General features: G+C 45.3%; 12 protein-coding genes. 1 reads left to right on the plus strand and 11 read right to left on the minus strand.

Annotated features, from left to right (window positions below):
- Positions 1–111: 111 nt before the first annotated feature.
- The 7 genes from RCO84_RS09940 to RCO84_RS09970 all read right to left on the minus strand — a co-directional run bounded on the left by RCO84_RS09940 (position 112) and on the right by RCO84_RS09970 (position 15,621).
- Positions 112–1,425, minus strand: coding sequence for a DNA recombination protein RmuC (locus tag RCO84_RS09940; RefSeq protein ID WP_317584951.1), 1,314 nt, complete (start codon positions 1,423–1,425; stop codon positions 112–114).
- A 192-nt stretch (positions 1,426–1,617) separates the two neighbouring features.
- Positions 1,618–3,936, minus strand: coding sequence for a glycoside hydrolase family 3 N-terminal domain-containing protein (locus RCO84_RS09945; protein WP_317584952.1), 2,319 nt, complete (start codon positions 3,934–3,936; stop codon positions 1,618–1,620).
- A 51-nt stretch (positions 3,937–3,987) separates the two neighbouring features.
- Positions 3,988–4,977: a hypothetical protein gene (locus tag RCO84_RS09950; protein ID WP_317584954.1), complete on the minus strand. Its 990-nt coding sequence runs from the start codon at positions 4,975–4,977 to the stop codon at positions 3,988–3,990.
- 72 nt (positions 4,978–5,049) lie between these two features.
- Positions 5,050–6,825, minus strand: coding sequence for a SusD/RagB family nutrient-binding outer membrane lipoprotein (locus RCO84_RS09955; RefSeq protein WP_317584956.1), 1,776 nt, complete (start codon positions 6,823–6,825; stop codon positions 5,050–5,052).
- Positions 6,826–6,883: 58 nt separating this feature from the next.
- Entirely contained in the window at positions 6,884–10,060 is a 3,177-nt protein-coding gene (locus tag RCO84_RS09960; RefSeq protein ID WP_317584957.1) for a SusC/RagA family TonB-linked outer membrane protein, read from the minus strand.
- A 28-nt stretch (positions 10,061–10,088) separates the two neighbouring features.
- Positions 10,089–11,309: a glycoside hydrolase family 5 protein gene (locus RCO84_RS09965; RefSeq protein WP_317584959.1), complete on the minus strand. Its 1,221-nt coding sequence runs from the start codon at positions 11,307–11,309 to the stop codon at positions 10,089–10,091.
- A 178-nt stretch (positions 11,310–11,487) separates the two neighbouring features.
- Complete coding sequence (locus tag RCO84_RS09970) at positions 11,488–15,621, minus strand: hybrid sensor histidine kinase/response regulator transcription factor (protein ID WP_317584960.1); 4,134 nt, start codon at positions 15,619–15,621, stop codon at positions 11,488–11,490.
- Positions 15,622–15,746: 125 nt separating this feature from the next.
- Between RCO84_RS09970 and RCO84_RS09975 the strand changes: the two genes are divergently transcribed.
- Positions 15,747–17,033 carry a M18 family aminopeptidase gene (locus RCO84_RS09975; RefSeq protein ID WP_144153017.1) on the plus strand — a complete coding sequence of 429 codons (1,287 nt, stop codon included), beginning with the start codon at positions 15,747–15,749 and terminating at the stop codon, positions 17,031–17,033.
- Between the two features lie 58 nt (positions 17,034–17,091).
- Here RCO84_RS09975 and RCO84_RS09980 read toward each other — a convergent pair whose 3' ends face one another.
- The 4 genes from RCO84_RS09980 to RCO84_RS09995 form a co-directional block, all read right to left on the minus strand.
- The gene (locus RCO84_RS09980; RefSeq protein ID WP_317584962.1) at positions 17,092–18,765 is read right to left on the minus strand and encodes a DUF6377 domain-containing protein; all 1,674 of its coding nucleotides are present in this window, start codon (positions 18,763–18,765) and stop codon (positions 17,092–17,094) included.
- A 272-nt stretch (positions 18,766–19,037) separates the two neighbouring features.
- Positions 19,038–20,393, minus strand: a complete 1,356-nt coding sequence (locus RCO84_RS09985; RefSeq protein ID WP_317584963.1) for a DUF5121 domain-containing protein — start codon at positions 20,391–20,393, stop codon at positions 19,038–19,040.
- A 42-nt stretch (positions 20,394–20,435) separates the two neighbouring features.
- Positions 20,436–21,983, minus strand: coding sequence for a glycoside hydrolase family 30 protein (locus RCO84_RS09990; protein ID WP_317584964.1), 1,548 nt, complete (start codon positions 21,981–21,983; stop codon positions 20,436–20,438).
- A gap of 58 nt (positions 21,984–22,041) precedes the next feature.
- Positions 22,042–23,568, minus strand: a complete 1,527-nt coding sequence (locus tag RCO84_RS09995) for a RagB/SusD family nutrient uptake outer membrane protein (RefSeq protein ID WP_317584965.1) — start codon at positions 23,566–23,568, stop codon at positions 22,042–22,044.
- Positions 23,569–23,573: the final 5 nt, after the last annotated feature.

Here is a 23,573-nt window from a genome sequence, read left to right on the forward strand (position 1 = left end):
AAACATCTGTTCTTTTCGGGCAATATTTTCGGAAAATGAACAATTTGCAAACACATTTGAACAAAAAAGCAAATGCCCAAACAAGTTATTTCTGCTTGGGCATGATATTTTTTATTCTTCCAAAGCTTTAATCTGCTTCTTTGGTGTTACACCGAGCCCTTTCAGGCTCTCTACTCTTCTCATCACATTCCCACTTCCATCATAGAGTTGCTTCTTTGCCTTATCAAAAGTACCCGAAAGGCGGGTTATCAAATCGCCGATGCCCAGGAAAGTATCTTCGAAGCCAGCCACCTTATCATACAGGTCAGCAGCCGTCTTCACGATTTTCTCCACATTCTTGTTCTGCCGGTCATACTGCCAGAGATTATAGGCAAGCTGGAGTGCCATAAGCAGATTGCTTGGCGAGATGATGATAATCTTCTTCTGGTAAGCATAGCGACTGAGATCAGGCTGCTGCTTCATCGCTGCGATATAGCTGGTCTCGTTAGGGATGAACATCAGTACGAAGCCGATAGCATCATCCACCAGTTTGGAATAGTCTTTGGCTGCCAGTTCATCGATGTGCCTTCTTACGCTCAGCGCATGTGCCTTCATCAGGCGTTCCTGTTCAGCCTCATCTTCAGCTGCCAGAGCATCGGAATAGGCGGTAAGCGAAACCTTGGAATCGATGACCACACTTCTGCCTTCCGGGAATCTGACGATGACATCCGGACGATAGTTCTTTCCCTCTTCATCTTTCGTATTCTCCTGAATGAAGAATTCCTCATCTTTACGAAGTCCGCTGTTCTCCAGGATGGTTTCCAGCACCATCTCGCCCCAGTCGCCCTGCATCTTGCTGTCGCCCTTCAATGCCTTGGTCAGGTTGGCAGCATCGGAGCCAATCTTCTCGGTCTGCTCCTTCAGGTTCAGTACAGCCTGCTGCTGTTCCTGCTGGAAGAGTTTCATCGTCACCTCGAAGGTGTTCTGCAGTTCCTTCTTGTTCACCTCGTTCTGGGTTTTGCTCTCCTCTACCGATTTCTTGAAATCAGCAAACTGTTCCTTGATAGGTTTCAGGAGTTCATCCATCTGCAGACGGTTGTTTTCCTGCAGAGCCGACTGCTTGGCAGCCAGCTGCTCAGCCGCCACCTTCTGCTGTTCTATCGTCATTCGCTGCATTTCCTGCTTCAGGCTCTCGAGTTTCTGTGCCCACTGCTGGTCGCTTTCCGCCCTAAGTTTTGCCGCATACAGCCGCTCGTTCTCCATTTGAGATTTCATTGATTGAACCTCAGAAGCATGATGCAGTTTTATCTGTTCGATGTTAGCCGTCAGCACCTGAGCCTTCGCTACGAGCTGTGTTTTCTCCTCTCCCGCACTTTTTGCTTCCATCAGTTTCCCTACGAAGAATCCGATGGCAAGCCCTATGATGATTCCAATTACTATTTCCATTTATCCTTGTTTTGAATGATTCTGTAAATCTGCAAAAATTATGATTTGCAAAAGTAATCATTTCAAGACATAACACCAAACATCATGGGGGATTCTTGTAGATATTTAACTCTTCTGCATTTTACTATGCAAACAAAAAGAGCGCACCACTCTTGGCACGCTCTTTTCTTTAAATCATCTTTTAAATATACATTATCGGTTGGCAGTAGGCCACTGATAAGTATCAGTGCAATGGATATCGGCACTCTGGTCGGCAATCATCAACTTGAAGTCGCCTTCCTCCAATCTCCATTTGCCATTCCAACCTACGAAGGCCAAATCGTCTGCCTTTAATTCAAATGTCACGGTCTTGGTCTCACCAGGCTGAAGTTCCACCTTGTCGAAGGCACGGAGACGACGGCCATCAGGCACCATACTAGCGATGAGATCGCTACTGAACAGGAGAACACTCTCCTTGCCTGCCACCTTTCCCGTATTCTTCACATCCACGCTCACCTTGATGATGTCGCCGTGGCGGAAATCAGACTGAGAAACCTTCAGGTTGCTATATTTGTAAGAGGTATAACTCAAACCATATCCGAAGCCCCACTGCTGGGTAATCTTCGCATTGTAGTCGTAAGCACCTTCCATCGTACCCACCTCCTCACTCTTCTTGAAGTCATAGTTGGCGAGCGAATTGATTTCCTTAGGATAGGTGTAAGGCATCTTGCCACTGAAGTTTGACTTGCCCGATACCAGGTTTGCCAAGGCATCGCCGCCCATGTTGCCAGGGATAAGGATATTGATGATGCCCTGTGCCAATGGTTCAATGTCGGCAATGAGACGAGGACGACCTTCATTCAGCACCAAGATGACAGGCTTGCCTGTCTGAGCCAAAGCCTTGACCAGATTACGCTGGTTCTCTGAGAGCCAAAGGTCGGTCAGATTGCCCGGAGTCTCTGTATAGGAGTTCTCGCCAATGCAAGCCACGATGACGTCGGCATCCTTCGCTGCAGCCACCGCCCCCTGAATCTGAGGTTCATTCTCCTCCCAGTATTTTCCCTTCTCATTATAGGTAACACCCTGGTTCAAGATGACATTCTCCTTGCCATACTCATTACAGAATGCCTCATAGATGGTATTGTACTTGCCGGCAAACTCATCGGCACGATGTCCCTGCCAGGTATAGCTCCATCCACCGTCCAGACAGCGCATCTGATTGGCATTAGGACCCGTAAGGAGAATCTTCTTGCCATGCTGCAAAGGAAGGATATTACCCTCGTTCTTCAGGAGCACCATACTCTCGGTAGCTCCCTCCAAGGCGAGCTTGGCAAACTCCTCACCACCAAACTTAGGATAATTCTTCAGTTTCTGGGTTGGGTTCTTGAAGAGGTCGAGACGGTACTTCATGCGAAGCACACGGCGACAGGCATCGTCGATGCGACTCATCGGAATCTTACCTTCCTTCACCAGTTCTACAAGATAGCCACAAGCATCGCAAGAATAAGGTTCCATAATCATGTCGATACCGGCATTGATGGCAATGCGGAGCGCATCCTTCTTGTCCTTTGCCACCATCTCACGAGTATAGAGATTGTTGATGTCTGCCCAGTCGGTGATGAGCACACCATCCCATCCTGTCTCTTCCTTCAGCCATCCTGTCAGGAATTCCTTGTTGGCGTGCATCGGCATACCGTTGACGGAAGCGGAATTCACCATCACGGTTAAGGCTCCAGCCTGCAGACCCGCCAGGAAAGGAGCGAAGTGCTTCTCTCGCAAGTCGGCAGGAGAGATATAGGCTGGCGTACGGTCTTTACCGGTCCAAGGCACACCATAGCCCATGAAGTGCTTCATTGAAGTGGCAATGTGATACTGGTCGATGTTGTTTGGGTCCTCGCCCTGGAAACCATAGACCATCGCCTTGCCCATCTCTGAACTGAGGTAGCAATCCTCGCCAAAGTTCTCCCATATGCGAGGCCAACGGGCATCACGACCGAGATCAACGGTAGGACTGTAAGTCCAAGGTATGCTCACCGCACGAGTCTCATAAGCGGTAGCCTCAGCCGAACGGCGAGCCACCTCACGATTGAAAGTGGCAGCCACATTGATGTTCTGCGGGAAGAGGGTTCCGCCCTGTGTATAAGTAGAACCGTGGTTCTGGTCGAGACCGAAGACACAAGGGATGCCGATGCGCTTCATCGAGATCTTCTGAATCTGAGAGATATACTTCTCCCATTGCTTGGCGGTTGGTGCGCAGGTATTTGGAGCGTTGAGGATAGAGCCAATCTTATAGCGGGAAAGGATAGAATCGGTCTTGTGCTCGTCGATATAGAACACACCGTTCTTGTCGTTGGCACCAAAGAGGTCGGTCACCAATTCCATCATCTGACCTATCTTTTCCTCCAAGGTGAGTTTCTTCAGGGTTTGTTCTACCTGAGCCTCAATCTTAGGGTCGCTCTTGATAACCGGAACATTGGCACTGGCTGTATAAGTCAATGCCAACAATGAAATAGATAATAAAATTTTCTTCATAAATTCAAAGGTTTGACGTTTTATGATAAAAACGGAAATCTTTCTAATATATTATTCAATAGTTACTTTCTTTACGGTGTAACCATCACCCACGAGGAGGAAACCATCCTGCTCTGTCAAGAGTTTGATAGAGAGGTCGGTCAGTTCAAACTTCCATGTAGCAGGACCATTCACCATGATGTCGCCACGCTCAGGGTCCTTCTTACCAGTAAGGATGTTGCTCCACCAGTTGGTAGCAGCAGTACCCTGGCCATTTCCATCTACATAGACACGGAGGATGGTGCCAGCCTTCACCTTTGAGAGGAAGGTTTCCCTCAAGGCATCGAAAGGAGTGCCCCATGTTACAGGGAACTCACCTTCCCAGAGGGTATTCTCCATAGATGGACGTGGCTCTGTAGTTACCTTGATTTTACCGCAAGGGAACTCTACACCACTGCCATCTACCAATGTAATGTCGTAATCGCCATTGGCGAGGTCAGAAGGAGCTGTAACTTTCAATGCCTTACCCTCATCGAGAACTTCGAAGGCAGCCTCCTTACCAGCGATGAGTACTTTCTTAACGTGATCCACCAGGTTCTTGCAGTTGCGGATGGTTGTAGTTTCTCCCGGAGCTACCCAAAGCTCGCTGGCATTGGTACCCAAGGCTGGATCATCAGCAGCAGGAGTCACGGTAACTTTCAAGGTACGGGATGTGGTCTTATTCTTGGTGGTGGTTGCCACAATCTTCAGTTCATGATCACCTAAAGGCAAAGTCTGGTCGATAGTATTACCTTCGGCAATCTTAGTGCCGTCGAGCAACCATGTCACAGTGGTGTAGTGAGCAGGAGTCACCTTGATTTCCAACTTATAATTAGTCTTGCGGTCTATCTTGGAATCAGCCAAGTCGGTGTTCAAGATACGTGGATTGTCATCTTCGCTGACAGTGAAGTATGGTTCATCGTCAGAAGAGCAAGAAGACAAGGTAGATGTACTAGCCAGTGCGAAACCCACGGCTAAGAGCATCATCATAGCCTTCAAGACTTTTCCCTTATATTGTTTCATTGTCTTATTCATAATTATTTATTCTATTCTATTGTCCTATAAGACTTAACATTTAACACTTAACATTAAACACTACTTGCTATATCCCTTTCCGAATGGAGGATTGAAGTCTGACTGAAGTTTTACATCAGCCTTGTCCCACCAGAGACGCTTGTGCCAGTTGTCGGTACCCCCCATGCGGTCGACGGCAGCCTTGTAGTTGGCATTGTTGTACTGAGCTTCCAACTCAGGATACTGCAAGCGGACAGGCATTGACCAATCGGGATCCGTATAAGTGAAACCATTCTTGGTCAAGCGATCACGATTCAAGATGGCAGGATAGTCTGAGCGGCGCATGTTAGCCCAACCCTCAGAAGGGTTCATCATGTGGAGAATCCAAGCCTGGGTGTTGATGGTCTCCTTAGGATTGTCACCCAACTTGTTGTTGGCAATGAACTCATTGATCTCTTCCTTGGAAATCTTGTTGGATGTAAGATAGTAGTTGTTGAGCAACTCCATGCTGGCACGAACACCAGCCTCGTAGTGACTCTCAGCATCACCACCACCAACATTCCAACCCTTGGTTGCAGCCTCAGCCTTGAGGAACTCTACCTCGGCATAGCTCATCAAGTCGCCAGGACAAGAAGGCATCTCGAAGTCGATGTTCAGGCAAGGACGACCAGCTCGGGCTATATAATCAGAGCTGGCATAAGTGTTCTCGTCTATCTCTGCATACTTCTTCAAGGTAGGAAGGTCATCCAACGTAGCTGGATTCATCCAGTCTGTGTACCAGGCTGCACCAGGGTTGCAAGGCTCCTCACCGAGTTCCTTGCTCTTGAAGTAAGCCAGGAAATCATCGGTCAAGTCGATGTTCTGCTCCTTATCTGGCTTCACCTGACTACGCTTGATATTGTAGTAGTGACGGCAGATGCGATAGAGACGAGGGTCGTTGGTATTCTGCAACTGATAGAACAAGGTAGAGCATATCATGGTAGGCGATGTAGCATTCTGACTATAGAGAATCTCTCCCAAGGCATTGGTACGGAAATCATAATCATTGGCACCATCATAATATGTATAAGGTGCATCAGCATACTTGATATAAGCATCATCGGCTGCACTGGCGATAGCACCGGCAGCCACAGCCTTCTCAAACTCCTCCTTTGCCTTCTGTGGATTAACATCGGAAATGCGCATGGCATAGCGCATACGGAGTGCATTGGCATACTTCTTCCACTTAGCTACATCACCACCCATGCTGGTGACATCACCAGAAATGTGGTCGGTACCTGTGCCAAGCTGCTTCTCGCAAGCGTCAAGTTCCTCGAAGAACCAGCTGTAGAGTTCCTCTACGGTATCATACTTAGGGTTGGAGATACCTGAGATATAACCCAGACCTGCCTCCGAACAAGGCACGTCACCGTAGGTATCTGCCAAAACTGCCGTGAGATAGACACGGTGGATACGAAGTGCCGCATTCAAGTTTGCCTTGTCAGCAGATTTGTGGATGGCATCCACAAGGTTCTTGATACTGATTTCATAATAGCGGTCCCAAACTTTACGGGATATATCATCTTCTCTGAAATTAGAACCAGCGTAATTGGTTACATTCCAACCACCAGCGAAATACTGTGGAAAACCAGATATATAGTTACGGTAGGTATCCATCAGACTGAAGTCACCGTAAGTCTGCAGCAAAGCTGTTGTCAACTGTGCGTTAGGGTCGAGCTCGCTCACCTTGGTCTTGTCGGTATTGATGTTGCTCAAGGTATCATCAGAGCAAGAAGTCATCGCAGTGCCGGTTGCCATCAGGGCGAAAGCCATCATCAGGCTGCTCTTACCTATATATTTCTTGATTATATTGTTCATTTTCTTACCTTATTATATATTAGAACTCTTCTAAAGAAATTGATTCATTTTTTCGAGACTAGAACTTCACGTTCACGTTTAAACCATAACTCTTGCGAGATGGCAGGGAACCATATTCCAGACCGAGACCTGAGGTATTGTAGCTGGAGTCTGGGTCGATGTTAGGAATGTTCTTCCAAACAATGAATGGGTTACGAGCCACGAAGGATACGGTCAAGCCCTTGACATACTTGCCCAGGATGCTCTCTGGGAAGGTATAGCCGAAAGTAATCTCACGACACTTCACGTAAGAGTTGTCGTAAACGAAGGCACTCTGCACGCTTTTTGCCACATGCTTCCAGTAATCTTCAGGGTTCACGGCGATGTCGTTCTTGCGATAAGTACCGTCGCCATTGTCGATGACACCATCTACGACAAATCCCTTGCAGTTACCTGCTTCACGCCATGCGGCAAGGTCCATACCCGAAGCCTTGCGGGCCTCCTCAGAAGTGTACCACTCCTCACGGCCTGCCAATGTTCCCTTTGCCTTACCTGTCTCGTATGCAGAACGCATGGACATAGAGTAGATGTCGGCACCTACCTTCACATCGAAGGATGCAGAGAGGCGGAAGTTCTTGTAGCTGAAGGTTGAGTAGAAACCACCTGTCCAGTCCCAAGTAGAGTTGCCGATGGTCTTAATTTCCTGGTCAACCTTTGGAAGACCAGTAGCTGCATCGACAACCACCTGTCCCTTGTCGTTGTAGAGGAAGTCGTGTCCACGGATAGCTCCATAGTTCTCACCTACCTTGGCACCTACAGAAACACCGCACCAGTATGCCTTCGCCAACTCGAAGTAGTCCATGCCATCGGTGAGCGACTTCACCTTGTTGGTATTCTTCGAGAAGTTGACACCCAAGTCCCAAGCGAAGTCCTTGATCTGCAAGGCACGGGCATTGAGGGCAATCTCGACACCCTGGTTCTGAATCTCACCGGCATTGATGAGGCGGTAAGCATAGCCAGAGGTGGTGGTTGAAGCCAAACTCAAAATCTGGTTCTTGGAGTTCTGGTTGTAATAGGTGGCATCCAAGCCCAAGCGTCCGTTAAGGAACTTCATCTCCAAACCTACCTCGTAAGAACCTGTCATTGTAGGCTTCAAATCCTTGTTCGGCTGTGTTGAGTTGGCTATCATACCGATGGTATAACCAGAGTAGCTGTACTTGCCCGTGGTATAGTTGAGTGCCAACAGGTATGGATCGGTATCGCTACCTACCTTTGCCCAAGATGCGCGAATCTTACCATAATTGATGAACTTCTTGTTCTTGATAAACTCAGAGAAAACCAAGCTACCCGATACAGATGGATATACGTATGTATTGTTATTTGTAGGGAGCGTAGACGACTTATCGCCACGGAGGGTTCCCTCCAAATAGTAAGTATGCTTGTAGCCGAGGCTTGCGCTGGCATAGAGAGAGCTGATCTGTTTCTTGTACATGCTCTCACGAGTGTTCTGTTCCTGATAGTTCATGATGTTCTTGATGCCATTCATCTGCTGATTGAGACCGACGTTGGTAGTGGTCTTGTTGTTCACTTTGAAGATGTTACCACCAGCGGTAGCGTTGACATCGAAGTCGCCCCATGAGTTGTTGTAGAGGGCGAGTATCTCGGCGTTGAGTGTGCGGTTGTTGAAGATTTGGTCGGTAAGCTTTCCGGCAGGAGTTCCTGGAGTTGTCTTGGCGATGAAGTCCTCGAAGTTCATGCTGTTGATGTCGGTACCGATAGTACCCTGCAACTTGAGGTGCTTGTTGATGTTCCAGATTGCCTTACCCGTAAAACGGAACACGTCCTTGTCGGATGTATTGCTGTTCTTATAGAGATCCCAGTATGGGTTCTTGTTATACTGATCGTTACCATTCCAGTTGGAGTAGTTGCCGTCGGCATCCTCATAGTGCTTCAGCCAAGCCTGGTCGTAGGTACCCGCCAGGGTCATGAGGTTCTTACCCACGTTGCTCTGAGAGTCACCAAGGGCAGGACGGTTCTTTACCTTCTCACGAGTATAGTTGGCGGTGAAGTCGAAGTCAACAGGACCTGCTGAGGTATTCACACGGAGGTTGAAGTTGTCACGACTCATATTGGTATTTGGCAAGATATCCTTATTGCGCATATCCGTAACAGAGAAACGCATACCCGTCTTACCGGAATTAACTGAGAGGATGGCAGAGTTCTGGGTGGTGAAACCTGTACGGAAGAAACCAGAAGCATTGTTAGGATGCATCATGAATGGACGCTCCTCGCCATCGAAATATTTGAACATGAAGTCATCGGCCTTAGGTCCCCAACTGGCATTGGTACCAGAAGTGCTCGCATTAGGAAGCTCGCCATTGTAGCCAGCACCGTATATCTCCTGGATGTCATCCCATTTAGCCAACTGGGTATCGATAGTATAAGAACCATTGTACTCCACGGAAATTCTATCCTTCTCCGCCTTCTTGGTCGTAATCAAGATAACACCATGGGAAGCACGGCTACCATAGAGGGCAGAGGCAGCAGGACCTTTCAATACGGTCATCGTCTCGATGTCATCAGGGTTGATGGCAGAGATACCATCACCGAGGTCATAACCACCAGCTTCACCAGCACTGCCAAAGTTTGTATTATCCAAAGGCACACCATCCACCACGTAAAGAGGCTGGTTATTGCCTGCCATTTCTGTATTACCACGAAGAAGTACGCGGGTAGAACCAGAAGCACCGCCAGCGGTGTTCTGCACAACGAGACCAGCCACCTTACCTGAAAGAGAGTTGATGACGTTGGTTTCCTTCGCCTTGGTGAGTTCCTCACCTTTAACCTCCTCCAAGCCATAGCCCAAAGCCTTGCGGTCGCGCTTGATACCAAGGGCGGTAACAACGACCTCATTCAAGGCCTTACCATCCTCTTGCATCGTGATTTTCATGCCATTAGCAGCTTTCACGGTCATCGTCTTGTAACCGATGTAGCTCACTTCGAGCGTTACTCCAGGCTTGCAGTTCAACGTAAATTTACCATCCAGATCGGTAACGGCACCATTGGTTGTACCAGCCACCTTCACGCTAGCGCCAATCAAGGTTTCGCCAGTGGCATCCACCACTGTACCCTTGATGCCTTGGTTCTGCTGAACGCTCATCGCTGCATTGTTCATCTGGGCAGCGAGAATGGCAGAAGCAGGCATCCACATCAAACCTGCACCGAGCAGGCCGAGAAACATAGTTTTCTTTCTCATAATTGATATTTTTGTTTTTAGTTTAACATTATTCTTTCCCAAAGATTCCTTCGAGAATCCAAGGAGCATTCACCTTCATACTCTTGAAACGGTCAAAGATGCCATACTTCTCAGAGCCGTTGCCGAAGTGGTTGTTGTCCCAAACGAAAGTAGAGAAGCCTCGTTTGCGAGCCTCCGTAGTCAAGAACTTACAGTAGTAGGTCATGTTTTCATGCACTTTCTCTGAGTTTGACTTATAGTGATCGGTTACTCCCCACTCTCCTATTACGATACCCAGTCCTTTGTTGCTCCAGGTATTCACCACCTTGTCGAAGAAATCCGTCATCGTCTTCTCGTTTTCTGCAGGTATCTTGCCAGCATCCTTGTAGGCATCACCCCAGTAATCGTAGGTGCAATCGCCGGCGTAGCTCCATGGCTGATAGTAGTGAAATTCCACACTCATATAGTTGTTGTCATTGCCTTCGGCATCCTTCGGAATGATGAAATCTCCATTCTCTATGCCAAACCATGGGTTACAAACGTAAGTCTGTAAGATGAGGTGGCGCTTGGCATTGTTGCCGCCTGTGGCACGAACCATATCCACGAATATCTGATTGTAAGCATTCTGCACTTCGAGGTTCTCGGCAGTAGGCTTGCCCCAGTTGTCCCTGATGTGAACCTCATTGGTACCGGCGAAAGCCAAGCGACTGTCATAATTGGCAAACTCAGAGGCGATATTCATCCAGAGGAGCGCAAGCTTCTGGCAGTTTTCTTCCTTATATTGATAGGTAGGACGACCTTCGAGCCATTTTTCATGATGCACATTGATGATAACCTTCAAACCGTTGTCAAGGCACCAGCCCACCACCTCCTTGATACGGGCAATCCAAGCCTTGTCGATGCTCATCGCCTGAGCGTTGGTAATGTGGCACTGCCAACGGATAGGAATACGGATGGCATTGAAACCAGCCTTCTTCACGGCTTGTATCATCTTCTTGGTAACAACGGGATTGCCCCAGGCTGTCTCTGCATGGATAGAACCATCAGGGTTACCAATCTGCATCGACTCACCATCCTGTCCAGGAGCTGAGCACTCGAATTCGTTGCCAAGATTCCACCCCACAACGTCTTTATTCCATTGCTGGGCAGTAGGTATGGATTCGCCTACACCATCAGAACTGCCGGATGAGGGCAACGTACTTGCTTCGCATGAGAAACATGTGAAGACGCCTATTAAAAAGAGGCTAATTTTCAAAAAGTTCCTTTTCATTTTTATGTTTATATTGTTATTGTTTCGTTTTTTAAATAACTGTTTGACTTACTTAACAGAATCTGGTTGCAAAGATAAAGAAAAGGAACTTTCAGAGGGTTAGATAACAAACAAAAAAGGTTTCAATTCAGACATATCGTCTAAACAGAAACCTTTTCCTTGAATTTAAAACTCTAATTTACAGATACTTACTTGGAGAAACCCCAAAGTGCTTTTTAAATACAGTACTAAAGTACTTCACATTTACAAAACCGGCTTTCACAGAGACATCCAGCACACTATCCCCCTGTTTCAGGAAGATTGCAGCCTGCTCCAGACGTATCAAACGCATAAAATCCTGCGGACTTTGACCCGTAAGAGTCTTCAGCCTACCATAGAAAAGCGTTCTGCTCATCGCCATCTCTCTACAGAGTCGGTCGATATTAAAGTCTGTGTCGCTCAGATGAGTCAACACCAAACGGGTAGCTTTATCTACAAAAGCCTGGTCTTGCGGATCCAGAACAGCTTCTGCCACATTTTCGAATGTCTGGCCTTGCTTATTCAAGACAGTATCATCCTTTTTCTCTTCAGAAGCTCCAGTAGGTTCCAAGTGTTCATTGGAAGAATCAGAACCCACAATCTGCTCGGAAGAAGCAGACTCAGAAGCAACCTCTCCTCTAACAAGAGCAAGGCTTCTGTCCATATAATACAGACTCAACCGGCGACGATTCTTCAAAATACTGGCAACCTTACTCGCAAGAATAGCAGTATCGAATGGCTTGGCTATATAGTCATCAGCACCAAGTCCGAGTCCCTCTATCATAAAGTCACGACCAGCCTTAGCAGTCAGCAGGATAACAGGCAGCCATGATGTTTCCTTATTTTCCTTGATGCTGCGACAGAACTCATCTCCGTGCATTCCCGGCATCATGACATCAGAAACAACGATATCACATACCCCACCCTCTTTCAAATATTTCAAGGCAGCCTCTGCACTCTCCACAGCAACTACTTGATAAGAATCACCAAAAGTCATTCTGATATATTTGCGAAGATCTTCATTGTCATCGACAAAAAGAAGTGTATCCGTTGAAACATCAGTATCCTGCAGAACCGTAGAAGACACAGTCTGGCAAGTTTCATCATGCTTATCTTCAGCTAAAGAAGATTCAGTTGCAACATTTTTCTTTTCTCCTACAAGCCGGACAGAAGAATCTGTTACATTACCTAATGGCATCTTCACACAGAAAGTAGTACCCTTTCCTTCCTCACTTACGAAACTAAGCTTTCCTCCTAATTTCTCTACAAGCTTTCGTGTAAGCATCAGTCCTAATCCACTTCCCATTTCCTGAGAATTTATCGCATTAGAAGCCCTGAAGAAGGTCTTGAAGATACTCTTAATTTCGGCCTTTGGAATACCTATACCTGTATCACATACATGAATCATAGCCATCTTGCCTTCAACAGAAGCCGACAACGTAACCTTTCCACCTTGAGGTGTATATTTGATAGCATTCGAGAGAAGATTTTCCAATATCAGATCCATCATTTTGACATCAGAATGAATCTGTTGCTGCGGACACATTTCAATACACAGTTGAATATGCTTCTCCTGAGCTGCCAATACAAACTTTTCCAACTGCACACGTAAAAGCATCGGCAATTCTATATCTTGCAGGCGAACCTGTTCGGCAGACTGCTCTACCTTTTGGAAGTCAAGCAATTCTGTAACCATCTTCAATAGTTTGTTGCCGTTGCGATGCGCCATATCCAAGAATCCACGACTTTTCTCACTCAAGTTGGAATCATTAGCCAGATTATCAAGAGGAGCCAACACGAGACTCAAAGGAGTACGTATGTTATGAGCTGTATTAACGAAGAAATTGATTTTCTCATCATAATACTTTCGCTGTAAGCGCTCTTTGTAATACTGCCAGACAAAATATAAGATGGCAGCAAAAATACAGAGATAGATAATCCATGCCCACCAGGTATTCCACCAAGGTTGGGCTATATGAATTTCCAAAGTTGTTTCTCCCAATTCTCTACCATTACTTCTGCAGATAGCCTTTACATGAAGCACATAGCTGCCCGAAGGCAAATTTACAAATCGTGCCAACTGATTAGAAGATGGTTTACTCCAATTACGGTCGTATCCTTCCAAATAATATCGATATTGGATATCATACTGGTATTGATAATTAATACTCTCGAAAGAAACAACCAGCGTATTCTCATTATGGCTAAGTTTCAATTTGCCTTCCTTCAACATTTCAAAGAGACATTCATTCCAGTAATCGGAACGTTCGACACCTTCAACCTCAACACTATGAATACGAAGTGGAGCGGCATAATTCAAACCTTTGGCAAACATAGGAGTCAAAGCGACAACTCCATCGTTGCTGCCAAAAAGCACCCTGCCATCTGAAGTACACGCAACAGACATTCGGTTATACTCACGTTCCATTCCCTTAAAGATGTTGAGGTTTACTATCTTCCCCTGTTTCATGAACGCCAATCCTTTATCCGTACTGATCCACAAATTGCCATTAATACCTTTTATAAGTCCATAAACAGTATTAGAAGGCAAAGCGTCCTGATTAGTATAACGCTTAAACTTCTTTGTCAGGAAATCATAATCATAGAGTCCTCCTCCATCCGTTCCAATCCAGATATGACGGGAATCCTGAAAAGCCATACTGTTGACAAACAAATTAATGTCTTTACCGGGATACTGTTCAGGATAAAAGAAACGACGAGGATGCAAAGGTTCGCGCTTATCAATCAAATAGCCTCCATGCGAAGTTCCTACAGCAATAAAACGCTTATCCGGTGATTCCGTGATGCATTGCACTTCGTTGACAGGCAGATAGAATACCGACTTTCCCGTTCCATTCAAATTATATTTATCTGAAGGGAAACAAGCCATATCTCCATCCAAACATCCCACCAAAATATTACCATCGCTATCAGTAAAAAGACTGAATACGTAATCACTCTTCAACATTCCTGTTTCCACAGAATAAGCAGGCATACTAGTGCCATCAGCATGAACCTGATATACGCCATTACCATAGGTACCAACCAGAATTCTGCCGTCTACAGTCTGACAAATCGTAAGCGCCACCTTATTATATAATCCATGATGCCAAAGACGAGTCTGCGCATCATAAACACTTACTCCTTTATCTGTGGCATACCATATTTTCCCATCACGGCTTTGGAAAACATCGTTCACACAATTATCTATCAGTGATTGATTGTTGAGATATTCATGTGTGATATACTCCAATGTATGTTTCATCGGTATTGCCAAATCTACTCCTCCCGAGTAAGAGCCTGTCCACAAATCGCCGAAACGATCGCAGCACAAGGTATATAATCCATTACCATTCAGCACGTTACCCGGACGTCCATCTGTATCAAGCAAGAGCTTGGTTTGTTTATTCGAACTGTCATAAGCATATATTCCAGCTCCATCTACAGCCATCAGAAGAGTCTGCTTATCATATAAAATGATTGAACGTACTGGAATTTTAGGAATGTTTTGCAAAGATTGGAAATCAGCAGATTTTATCAGCTTCCAAGTACGATCATCCACTACTTTAACTCCTTCGTGAAAAGTACCCAGCCAGATACGATGTCCCGCAATATCATGATAAGAGGATACTACAGAACTGCCACTAATCTTCTTTTCTAACTTCCGGGCAGACATCGAATAGCAATAAACATCTTTAAATGTTCCTATCAAGAGTTTCTGACCTATAAATTGGATATGATTAATATAGGTATTTTTCAATACAAACCTACCCTTAGCTGTCTCCCGAACGATCTCCTTTCCATCAGTAGCTGCTGATAAGCAATAAATGCCTCTATCCATAGCTAACCAGAAATTGCCCTTTTCATCTACCAACAGTTCGTTCAACACGATACTTCCACCTAAAATATTCTGAAGATTACATTTCAAAACAAATGCATCTTTCCTCTTATCATATATATACACCTTTCCCTTGTTGTCGTAGGCGTAAATCAGATGTTGCACATCCTTAGTCAGTTTAATACTTCTACCACTAGCATCACTATACGGCATCTCTGTGTATAAAGTATAATTGGTTACCTGTTGCCCATTATATCGGTCAACTCCACGCTTAGTACTTATCCACATGGCACCATCCTCTGCCTCGACAATAGAATAAACACGAGGGCTGGAAAGACCATTGTCAGCATTGAGATTGGAAAGCATGAACATATTTCTGGAAATATGCGCATATGCCTGAAGAGCCGATGCCAACAGCAGCAATATAATGAGAGTGCAGGATTTATATCGTTTCATAATTCTTTCATTGATATTATTTGGGGGACAAAGATAATACAAAAAAATGAAAAACAAATAGAATAATGAGATAAAATGAAAAAAATCTATTATCTTTGCAACACATTAATATAAAGATATAGACTATGATCAAAAGATTATTATCCTTTCTAGACGCATCGCCAGTGAATTTCCTGGCAGTAAAGAATATCTCCGAGGAATTGGAGAAGAACGGGTTCCGCCGTATGAACCCACAGGAGCCTTTGGGCAAGATTGAAGCGGGTGAAAAGTTCTTCGTTACCAAGAACGACTCTTCCATCTACGCCTTCCAAATCGGAAAGAAGCCTTTGGCAGATGCCGGTTTCCACATGATCTGCGCCCACTGCGACTCGCCTACCTTCCGCATCAAACCAAATGCTGAGATGCTTTGCGAGGGCGGTATCGTAAAACTGAATACTGAGGTTTATGGTGGTCCTATCATGTCAACCTGGTTCGACCGTCCGCTCACCCTGGCAGGTAGAGTTATCGTGAAGGGCGAGAATGCAATGAATCCCCAGACGCTCCTTCTTCATGTGAAGCGCCCATTGCTGCAGATCAGCAATCTCGCCATCCACTTCAACCGTCAGGTGAATGATGGTGTGAAGTTGAGCAAGCAGAAGGATGTGCTCCCTATCCTCGGCATCATCAATGATGAACTGGAGAAGGGTAATCTCCTGATGAATGTGATAACCGGCGAACTGAATATCCAGAAAGAAGATGTTCTCGACTTCGATCTCTATCTGGCTGATGCCACTCCAGCCTGCACCTTCGGTGTACACGATGAGTTTATCTCTTCAGGCAGACTCGATGACCTGTCTATGTGCTGGGCTGGTGTAGAGGCGATGATTGCATCTGATGCCAATGATACCACCCAGGTTCTCGCCATCTTCGATAATGAAGAAACGGGGTCTCAGACCAAACAGGGAGCCGGAAGTCCATTCCTTTCATATATGCTCCAGCGCATCGCCCTGGCTCAGAGCCATACAGAAGAGGCTTATTATCAGGCAGTAGAGCGTGCCTTCATGATTTCAGCCGATAATGCGCATGCCTGGCATCCTAACTATAGCGAAAAGTTCGACCCTACGAATCATCCTAAGTTGGGCGGTGGTCCGGTCATCAAGTTCAATGCAGCCCAGAAGTATGCGAGCGATGCTGTATCAGCAGCCATCTTCGCCAACATCTGCGATGCAGCCGGTGTACCATGCCAGCGTTTCGTAAACCACAGCGATGTAGCAGGTGGCAGCACATTGGGCAATATCCTCGCCTCTTCCATCCCATTGAAGGGTGTGGATATGGGCAATGCCATCCTCGCTATGCACAGTTGCCGCGAAACCGGTAGCGTTATCGACCACGAATATTGCGTGAAGGCTTTCACCAAGTTCTATCAGTTGTAATAAAAAACAAAGGAGGATGTGTCTGTATTTATGACACACCCTCCTTTGATTTTATATATTATTCTTTTCCTTTTATCGTTCCTAATTCTTTCACATTCTTCTCAAATTCATTTCTTTCACCAATAGCTCCATTACGCAGTTTTGCCCGATAATTATATATCGTATTAACTGCATAATGTAGAAATTCTGCTATCTTCGTACTGTCATCAATACCCAGTCTTATCAAGGCGAATACCCTCACCATTGCCGGTAACTTTGTTGCATCAGTAAGATGGATTTGTGCCTCCGGCTTCAGAAGGCTATTGAGGTCTTCCACGAAATCAGGGAACAGATGCAGAAAGACCTTATCGAAATTTGCATAAAGTTCTCCCAACTCGTGTTCCTTCAGTTCACTGCTTCTCGTCATTGAATAAAGTTCCTGATATTCACGGTTCTTTACCATCTTATTGACATGGAGACGCAACTTATCCAGTTTGTCTATATAATGAGAACATGCTCCCAGGAACTGGCCTATATATTCTTCCTTCACACCATTTGACTCATTCAGTTTATCATTCGAAGTCTTCAACATTTCGTTGGTAGCAGAAAGTTTCTTATTCAGTTCCTCCAATTGTTCATTCGTTTTCTTCAGTTCATTTCTCGCTATGGTAACATATTTCTTCTGCTTATTGACATAGAAAGCCAGAACACCTAAAGAAAGAACCAGAAGACTGACACAGATGATGGCAAAGACAAGACGCTGGTTTGCCTTCTTGAGCTGTGCCTGATAATTATGATCGATGGTACCAAGCACTGGCGAAATCTGCCAACTGCGAATACGCGTACAAAAACTCTTATTGGCATTCCAAGAGAAGTTGATATATTTATAAGAACGCTCAACATTGCCTTCCTGACTCAACAAGTCAGCAAGAATCCAAAGCGAAGCCTGATCATTGATAGCACACTTCACATCACAAATGGCAGATTTTAGCAACCAATATTTCTTCATTTCTTCGTTTTTCAGAGAACGGTAAATCAGATAGCGATAGTAGGCTACGATGCCGTATTCATGACTTCCCTCCTTACATAATTTCAACCGTTCATCATTCACCTTCAGTGCTTCATCCCATTTATTCTGACTGGTAAGCATCACCTCTTTACGCATGAGATAATCTTCGCTATGATGTGGAAGGATAGCAAACAAAGTATCCCGATATGCATTCTGACGCCTAAAGAAATTCTGACTTAAATCGGTATCTACATGCATATTAGAAAAGCCCAACTCACCATAGACATGGTAATAGGCAATGAAATAATCTTTCCGGTTCGATTCATCCAATGTCTTTTTATCTATATGATTGAGCACCTCCAAAGCCTCAGCAAAAGCTCCTGCAGTAGAATACTGCAAAGCCAACTGACTTTTCAACCCAGCAACTTCGGCCGAAAGCCCTTCCTTCTGAGCCAACACAATGGCTTTCTGAATATAAGCCACAGCTGAATCGCTCTGATAGGACTTATATTCTGAATAGATCTTGCGATAAGTATTGAGGAGCAACTTCGGATTGTTCTCCTGATGAATCAATTCCTTCAACTGAGTGATGCTGCTTTCTTTCAGTTTGGTATAGTGCTGGGATTTCTCTATAGCCCGATCAAGTTGAGTATACAGTTCACTGATGCTTTCCTTCTGAGCAAAGCATGATGTAAGTGTAGCGAAACACCAGATATACAATATAGATAATAATCTTTCTGGCATAAGTTGATAATAATTTGATGTATAGGTAATCATTGAATCCAGCCCTTATTGCTGTATAGGACATTCAAGAGACAAAGGTATAGCTTTTTGGGTACATTTCCAAATTTTCAAGCATTTTTTTGATATTCTTTTTTACTTTTGTTGTTCTTACATCCTTGCACCTCTCAAAAAAAGGCTGCCCCAAAAGGTTTGGAGCAGCCTTAAACAAAGCTTTATACCTAAATTATCAAACTAAAACCTAAAATGCTTATGAATGATTATAAACCTACATATTATTTCTTTTCTACTTTAAGAACTGCCTTGTCTACACCGGCAGTCAAGTCTACAGTCAGAACGTATGTCTCGCCATCCTTCAGTTCTACTCCATCTTTCAGGTAAACATTGCCGTTGTCGTGACCGTTACCGTCACCGATGCCGAATACCTCGCTCTCAGTTGAGATGATATGGCTGTTATCCTTACCCTTGAACTCAATACCCCAGTTTGCCTGACCGAAGAACTTGAAGTTTACGTCAGTAGCTCTGAGCTGCTTGCCTACGGTGAGTGTAACCTGATATACCTTATCCTTGATTGGAGTGAGACAGACATCAGAATCTACACCTGTCCACCAGCCATGATTAACAGCATCCCAAGTTGGCTTGTTGACACCTTCATTACCGATGATCCAGAGTGCACCAGTACCATCGCCATTCAGTGACATAGGCTCATTTCCATTCATAGTCCAGATGCGGAATGACTTATGGGTAAAGTCTGCCTGAATGGTATATCTGCCGGTAATAGCCTTGAAAGTATAGCTTCCATCCTCTTCTTTCTGGAACCAGTCGCTGTCATAATACCAGTCATCTGGCAGATTATTGCCGTTGATAGTAAGGTTACAGGTAGCACCTTGCTTGATATCACCCACCCAAGTCTTGCCTGCATCAGAATCGGCAAAATCGAGGATAGTAACCGGCAATACATCGGTAGGACCAGCCGTATAGTTCTTGGCATCGAAAGTGACAACTACATCGCTCATATTCTCAGAAGTGAAGTTGAAGTTGCCTGTTTCTCCCAAACTGATATCCTTACCTGTGCTGGAACCGAAGACAAACTTTCCATCCTTCGTTGCAAAATATCCCTTGAAGGTCTTCTTGCTACTAGGAAGAACAGCCTGATAAACAAAGGCGCTCTTCTCAGTCATGTCATATTTAATACCGTCAGCACTCACAAACTGCAGATTGTTGAAGTGAGGGCGCTTGATATCAAACGACAAGGTCTCTGTATTCGATTTGGTTGATACATTCTGCAGAGTAAGTTGAATATCCACCTTTCCATCAGGAACATTCTGTGCATAAGGCACTTTCAGTTTAACTGTATATTCACCAGCCTCCTTGGTACGGATGGTAGTTTCATCAACACTCTGCCCGCTAAACAGAAGATTTGCCTTCAAGGTAGAGAGAGCCACTCCTCCGTCATCCTTGCAGTTTACTTTCACCTCCACTTCATCACCCATCCATACAGCTGCAGCAGGAGCCGTATAGCTCATCACTGGATTACCGGCAGGAGTAGGCGCACTGTAATCATCATCACCGCAAGATGCCATCAGTGGCAGGGCGAGCAACGCCATGATATAATATCTGATATGTTTCATAATGGTCGTATCTTTAATGAATCATTTACAATAGTTTATGGATTACTTATTCCACTTGCATGAGATGACACCATTTGCAGGAACCTTGCAGGTAAAATTATGAGTTCCATCACTGAGGTTGATTGACTTAGCCTCATCTCCCTCGTTGATGATGACTGCCGCATAACTACCATCAGGATTAACAAACTCAGCATGTGTAATCTTACTGTCATTAACGGTGCGGGATGTATTACCAACACGAACCGCACCAGGAGCAACGACACTAGACATGTGGTTGATGATGTAATAATGAGAATTGTAGCTCAACTGGTTGTAACCATTCTGATTGATATCAATAGCACCATAGCAGGTCTGGCATCCGCCATCCAGGTTAGGTCCCATCTTATTGTCAAGCATCAGATTCCATACAAGTACAGCCTTGCAATACTGGTTTACCGTAGCGAGCGCTACATTCTTCATATCTGCCATCAGTCGTTTACTCAAGTCACGTCCGTTATTCCAAGTTCCGATGCTGGTTTCTGAGAATATCAGTTCCTTGTCAGGACGTTGGTTGTGGATATCAGTCAACTCGCTGTTGTTGCCGCCATAATCATGATAAGCAGCACCGACAACCAACTCTGAACCCTCAAAGTTATCACCGATAGCATTGTAGAGTTTCACAGGATAATCTTCCTGATCGGCAATCTTGTCATAGTTGTAGTTGTGATCGAAGACATAAATCTTGGTCTGCAGATTATTCTTCTTAAACTGCGCTGCCAATTCCTTTACGAAAGGAGCCTCTTCCTGCCAAGGCATATAGAGTGAAGCACAGTTAGCCTTGTTCAAAGGCTCATTCTGAGGACTCACAGCATAGATATTGATGCCTTTCTCCTTCATCACATTGATAAACTTCACGAAGTACTTGGCATAAGCCTCGCGATAATCCGGATTGAGATGACCATCAGTCCATGAATCCTTTGGCTGCTTAGTGTTGATATCTGTCACCTTCATCCATTTTGGACAAGTCCAGGGAGCTGCAATAATCTTCAGATTAGGATTGATGGAAAGAATCTCCTTCAATACCGGAATCACATAATCGTTCTCATCGCTATAGAGCGCAAAGTTGCTGATAGGATCAGCCTCGCTGCCCTTCTTGTCGCAATAGGTATACTCAGTACTAGAAAAGTCGTTGCATCCCAAAGAGATACGGGCATAACTTACGCCATAACCCTCTGTGGTAGAGTAAATACGCTTCAAAAGAGCCAGGCGCGCCTCTGGGTTCATCTGCATCAGATTATAGCAGGATGAATAAGTGATGGCATAACCAAATCCATCAATCATCTGATACTTCTTGTTCAAATCGAGTTCGATGGTGGTTGGTGCCATAGATACTCCATTATACAACTTTACCTCACCCTGTGCCAATGAATAGACTCCATCGGCTGTGGTAATGAAAGTTTTGGCTGTTCCTTGTGCCGGTACTGGATTTGGTGCCTCACTAGGAGTATCAAAGTCTACAGGATCTGAGAATGAGTTACTGCTGCTGCAAGCTGTCACAGAGAAAGCTGTTGCGCAGACCAGCATCATCAGTTTACTGCTATAGTATTTCATATTCGTTTCTTCTATTATTTGTTAATAACGGTTTGAGTTGAAAGCTATCCAGGTTAGCTTAGTAACCTGGATTCTGCTCTAGATTGGTATTCTGGTCAAGAGCGGTCTGTGGAATTGGCAACAGGTATGAATTGCTGTCAAACTGTTTCACCTGTCTGATGCGTCCGCTGTCACGGTTATCTATTCCGTTGAGATACTTCTCGACCTTGTTGTTGCGGCAGAGGTCGAACCAGCGTTCTCCCTCAAAGGCAAGTTCCAGACGGCGCTCATGGAGAACAGCCTCTATCATAGATTCCTTGCTGCCAGTCTTGTCGGATGTCAGTTCCTTCAGTTTGGCACGCTTGCGAATCTGGTTCACGAGTTTCGCACTCTCGGCAAGATTTCCCTTATAGGCTTCTGCCTCAGCCTTCATCAGGATAATATCAGCTAGGCGAACCCAGTAAATATTATTATATGAAGAGCGTAACTTATACATGAACGGATAGTTGGAAGCTGGATAGTAGTTGCTCCAGGTACAGGCATAATATACGATAGCCTGATTCTTACGGACCTCATCACCCTCCTTGTCAAAGGCATTGATGATGTCTCGTGAAGGAGTAATCCACTTTGCCCAGGTAAAGTAGTAGTCCCAGTTGTCTAACTGACGGCCGTACATCCAGGTTTCCCAGTTTCCGCTACCGGTTGTCCAATGCACCTCCAGAATACCTTCTTTGGTATTGCGCTTCATGCAGTCTTTCGCGGTCTCATCATAGCCCCAAAGTGTTTCATAACTGTCTTCCAGTTCAACACCGGTTGTATTCATCACCTTTTCGGCATAAGCGATTACCTTGTCATAATCCTGCACTTCCTTTTCGGCATAAACCTTGGCAAGCATAGCCTGAGCCACGGTCTTGGTCATCTTGGTGCGGTCTGAGTTGTCATTATCGGGTGCATACTGCTCAGCATCCGTCAAGTCGGCAATAATCTGCTCATAACATTCCTTCGGAGTCTTGCGAGGAGGATAATAGGTAGGATATACCTCATTGATATTCTCGGATGTGATGGTCTTTGCGATGGTCGTAATGACTGGGAAAGAACCCCACAGACGAGCCATTCGGAACATCATCAGGGCACGGAAGATTTCGCCCTGTGCCTTATAGGAATGATATTCTGCTTCTGATATCTGACCGTTCTCCTTCAATTGCTCAACACCATTGATCAGCACATTTGCCTTGGCGATATCCTCCAGATAGCGGTTCCAGTCACGGCTCAATACCGAGTTGCTGGCATCGATAGAGTTGGTCTCATAAGGTACCACCTCTGCACCGGTAGTTCCGGCATAAGCATTATCACTATGTGAATCGCCTACCAGAAGATAGTCGAGATGGGTATGCTCCTGGCGGTTGCGGAACAACTCATAGAGCGATTTGAGCTGTGCATCTGCTGCAGCCTTGTCCTTCAATACGGCAGTTGAGGTCTCTGTCTGACCGCCCTGTGTTATTTCTGATGGCTCTGATAATGGCTCGTAGTCGAGAGAGCAACTTGCCAAAGAGAACATTGCGATGCCACCGAGCGCCAATGTCTTGATTGTATGATATGTTTTCATTGTTG

It is taken from the genome of Segatella copri (assembly GCF_949820605.1).
GTDB lineage: Bacteria > Bacteroidota > Bacteroidia > Bacteroidales > Bacteroidaceae > Prevotella.